This is a genomic window from Nocardioides sp. (assembly GCF_050246775.1).
Lineage (GTDB): Bacteria > Actinomycetota > Actinomycetes > Propionibacteriales > Nocardioidaceae > Nocardioides.
This window is the reverse complement of record NZ_JBFWVK010000017.1, coordinates 1-4,006: the sequence shown is the minus strand read 5'-3', so window position 1 is coordinate 4,006 and position 4,006 is coordinate 1. Positions and strand designations below refer to the sequence as shown.

The window sequence follows — 4,006 nt, the reverse complement described above, 5'->3', positions numbered from 1 at the left end:
CGCCCAACAAGGACAACATCAACTACGTCACCGAGACGATCGAGCCCCAGGCGCCGACGGTCAAGGACCCGATGACCAACCTGGCCGCGGAGAACCCGTCGATCTTCGTGGCCATGCTGGCCGGTACGCCGTGCTCGCAGGCCATCATCGAGGCCGCCGAGAACGGGATGAAGGACTCGGCGAAGTACCTGTTCATGCCCTCGGTGTGCAAGCCCTCCTCACAGGTGGGGCGCGACGTGGTGGGCGACGCCTCCGACGGCTGGTGGATCATGGGCGGCGGTGGGCGCGACATCAACTCGCCGGGCGAGGACGCCAACCCGTTCATCATCTGGGCCCGGGACGTGCTCAAGCAGGCCGGCTACAACGCCAAGGACTCCGGCAACTTCGGTTCGGGCATCTCCATCGGTTGGAGCTGGGCCCAGACGCTCAAGATCGCCGGCGAGCTCGACGGCGGCCTGACCCGGGCCAACCTCATCGTGGCGGCACGGTCGATGGAGATGACCCACCCCATGTACCTCGACGGCATCAAGTTCAACCTCAACGGCAACGCCGACGCCTACTGGATCGAGGGGTCCGACCTGTCGCAGTACGACGCCGCCCAGCAGTCGTGGATCCCCCAGGGCGACATCATCGAGCTGTCCGGGAAGTCCAAGAACTGCGCCTGGGACCAGGCGATCTCGAACTGCGCCTGAGGCCCCCCCAACCACGCCTGACCACCGTACCGATGGGTCTGCCCGCCTCGTCGCGGCAGACCCATCGGGCGCGCCCGGGGGCCGGCGGCGCCGCACCATCGCCGACTTCAACACGAGCGCCGCAAAATCCGCTGCCCCGCGCTGACACCGATCACGGGCCTTGGTATCGTGCCGTACGTCACACTTTGTGACGCAGTTCACCTTCCTGGAGGAAACCCCCGTGGGACATCTCGGTAGACGCGCCGCGGGCGCGATGGCGGTGGGCCTGTCGCTCGTTGCGGCGGCCTGTGGCGGCGACGACGGCGGCGGCTCGGGCGAGCAGACCGCCACCGCGCAAACGGTCGACGAGGGCGTGCAGCAGGGCGTCAAGGACGCGCTGACCGGCACGACTGCCGCCGGGGGCACGGCGACCTCGGCCGCCGGCGCGGACGACGCCGCCGGCGCGGCCAAGGAACACCCCACCACGATGGAGGACTGGGAAGCGCTGTGGGAGGAGGAGCGCGCCGCCACCATCGAAAAGATCAAGGACGGCGGCTACGGCATCAGCGCCGACGGCAAGAGCGCCCTCATCTCCGAGGGGTACACCATCGATCTGACCAAGTGCCCCGCCGGGTGGGACAACATGGAGGGCCTGACCGACACCGAGATCAAGATCGGCCACACCACCGCGCTGTCGGGCACGCTCGCCGTGTACGGCCAGATCGCCACCGGCTGGCAGCTCTACCTCGGTGAGATCAACAAGGCCGGTGGCATCACCGACTCCGAGGGCAAGACCCGCACGTTCAACCTGATCTTCAAGGATGACGGCTACGACGCCGCCCGCACCATCCCGCTGGTCGACGAGCTGATCGACTCCGAGAAGGTGTTCGCCATGGTCACGCTCGGTTCGCCCAACACCATGAAGACCTACGACAAGCTCAACGAGCGCTGCATCCCCCAGCCGCTGGTGATGACCGGCCACCCCGCCTGGGGCGACCCGGCCAACCACCCGTGGACCACCGGTGAGCAGCTGGCCTACAACACCGAGGCGGTGCTGTGGGGCGCGTTCATCGAGGACCGCATCGACGAGCTCAAGGCCAACGACGGCAAGGTCACGGTCGCCGCCCTGGTGATGAACAACGACTTCGGCAAGGCCTACGACGGCGGCTTCAGCGCCTGGCTGGAGCAGACCGACGTGAAGGCCGACATCGAGTACGTCACCGAGATCATCGAGCCGGCGGCGCCCACGATCACCGATCCGATGACCACGCTGGCCTCCAAGAACCCGGAGGTGTTCATCGCCATGACCGCGGGCACCTCCTGCACCCAGGCGGTGACCGAAGCCGCCCAGAACGGCCTCAAGGAGACCGCGCAGTACCTGTTCCAGCCGTCGGTGTGCAAGAGCAACGCCTTCGTCGGCAAGGACAAGGTGGGCGGCGACGGCTCGGCCAGCGACGGCTGGTGGGTGGTCGGCGGCGGCCTGAAGGCCATGGAGAGCCCCGCCTACGACAACGACCCGTGGGTGCTCAAGTCCCGCAAGGCGCTGGAGGCGGCCGGCATCGACTGGAAGACCAACCCGACCTACTTCGCCGGCAACGCCCGCTGGGGCTGGACCACCGAGCAGGTCTTCAAGATCGCGGCCGAGCTCGACGGTGGCATCAACCGGGTGAACTTCCTGATCGCCCTGCGCAACCTCGACATGACCTCACCGTTCCTGCTCGAGGGCTCCCGCTTCAACCTCGACGGCAACAAGGACGCCTACCTCACCGAGGCGTCCGAGTTCGGCAAGTACAACGCGGCCAAGCAGGCCTTCGAGCAGCAGGGTGAGCTCATCGAACTGTCGGGCAAGTCGTCCAACTGTGCCTGGAGCCAGTCGAGCGGCACCTGCGCCTGACGCGCTCCCCCAGCAACCGGTGCGCCGCGGCCCTGGCCCGGCACACCACCCCCGGCCCCGGATCGGCAGACGCCGGTCCGGGGCCGGTCCCGTTCGCAGGCACCGGCGGCGCTCAGCGGAACAGGGCGGCCACGTCGGTCAGCGACACGTCCACGGCGTCCGTGGTGGAGGAGTTGGCGGCGCCGGCGAAGCCGTCGATCCCCGTGCGCTCGCGCACCTCGGCCGACACGGCCAGGACCCCGTCGTCGAGTGGGATGCCCGTCCCGTCGGCCACCCGCACCAGCCCACAGAAGGCGGCCACCGTGGCCGCCGCCTCCCACAACGCCTCCTCGCCCAGCCGGGCCCGCAGCGCGGCCCGCGCCGCGGCCGGCTCGACGCCTGACGCCGTACCGCCCAGCACGGCGTCGGCGAAGGTCAGCAGCTCGGCCGAACCCTCGATGCCGCAGTCACCGACGTGCTGCCGATCGAGCACGGCGTCGATGTCGACGGTCAGACCCTGCACCTCGCTGCTCGCACGGAGCAGCGTCGCGTGCGACGCCGTTCAATAGAAGCACTGCTGCAGCACCGTGGTGCGCGCCGCCAGCAGCTCCACCTGCGGCCGGCTGAGCGCCCGGTCCCACACCAGCTCGAAGAACTGCCGACCCCGTGAGTAGTGCGAGTCCACCAGGGTCCGCCAGGTGGCGTTGGTGACCGGCACCAGCGACAGCGTGCGGCTCACGTTGGCCAGCGTCTTGTTGAGCGACTGGGCCACCCAGGCGCCGGTATCGCCCACACCTTCTGGCCGCACCCGGGCCGGTGCACCGCCAACGGGCTCGGGCAGGGCCGGCGGCGGCTGGCCCAGGGCGGCGGCAAACGTGTCGAGCACCTTGGCGATGGCGGTGAGGCCGACCAGCTCGGTGTAGCGCTCCTCGCCGAGCTCGTCGATGGCGGCCCGGGCCCAGCTCCGGGTCAGGCGGCCGGGGTCGGTGGCGATGCGGTGCACCACCTCGACCTCGATGGCACCCAGCGGCGGCCTGGCCGGGTGGGCACCTTCGACCGCGTAGGGGCTGAGCGCCTCGACCCGGCGGCGATCGAGCTCGTCGGTGGCGGCGGCGCGCACCTCGCGCCACACGGCCACCCGCTCGGCCCCGTCCAGCCAGTCGCCGGGGCGGCCCAGCGCGGCCACCGCCTCCTGCTGTGCGTCGATCAGCAACCGCATGGCCGAACCCTACTGCGGGCCCGACCCCCGGCCACCCCCCCCCCCTCGTACGGCGGAGCGCGCGATCGCGTGCAGAGGCGTGCCGCCCCGGATCGGGGAATGGAACCGCCACCGCTGCGACATACCTCAAGGCATGTTCGGGTCGGGTCGAACACGTCACCCGACGCTGCTGGTCGAGGGGGTGTGCGATGGCTGCGAGTGACGGAACGATGCATCAGGCGATCACCCACGGGCGCGACCCGG

At 70.0% G+C, this 4,006-nt stretch carries 3 protein-coding genes; 2 read left to right on the top strand and 1 reads right to left on the bottom strand.

The window, feature by feature from the left end:
- On the top strand, positions 1-692 hold a 692-nt coding region (locus tag AB7I40_RS23680), incomplete at its 5' end, for a hypothetical protein (protein WP_428348162.1).
- A 220-nt stretch (positions 693-912) separates the two neighbouring features.
- Positions 913-2,565 (top strand): ABC transporter substrate-binding protein, encoded by a 1,653-nt coding sequence (locus AB7I40_RS23675; protein WP_428348161.1) that lies wholly within the window; start codon positions 913-915, stop codon positions 2,563-2,565.
- Between the two features lie 112 nt (positions 2,566-2,677).
- On the opposite strand, the gene AB7I40_RS23670 is transcribed toward AB7I40_RS23675, so the two are convergent.
- On the bottom strand, positions 2,678-3,763 hold the full coding sequence (locus AB7I40_RS23670; RefSeq protein ID WP_428348160.1) for an alkylhydroperoxidase-related (seleno)protein: 1,086 nt from the start codon (positions 3,761-3,763) through the stop codon (positions 2,678-2,680).
- Positions 3,764-4,006 lie beyond the last annotated feature (243 nt).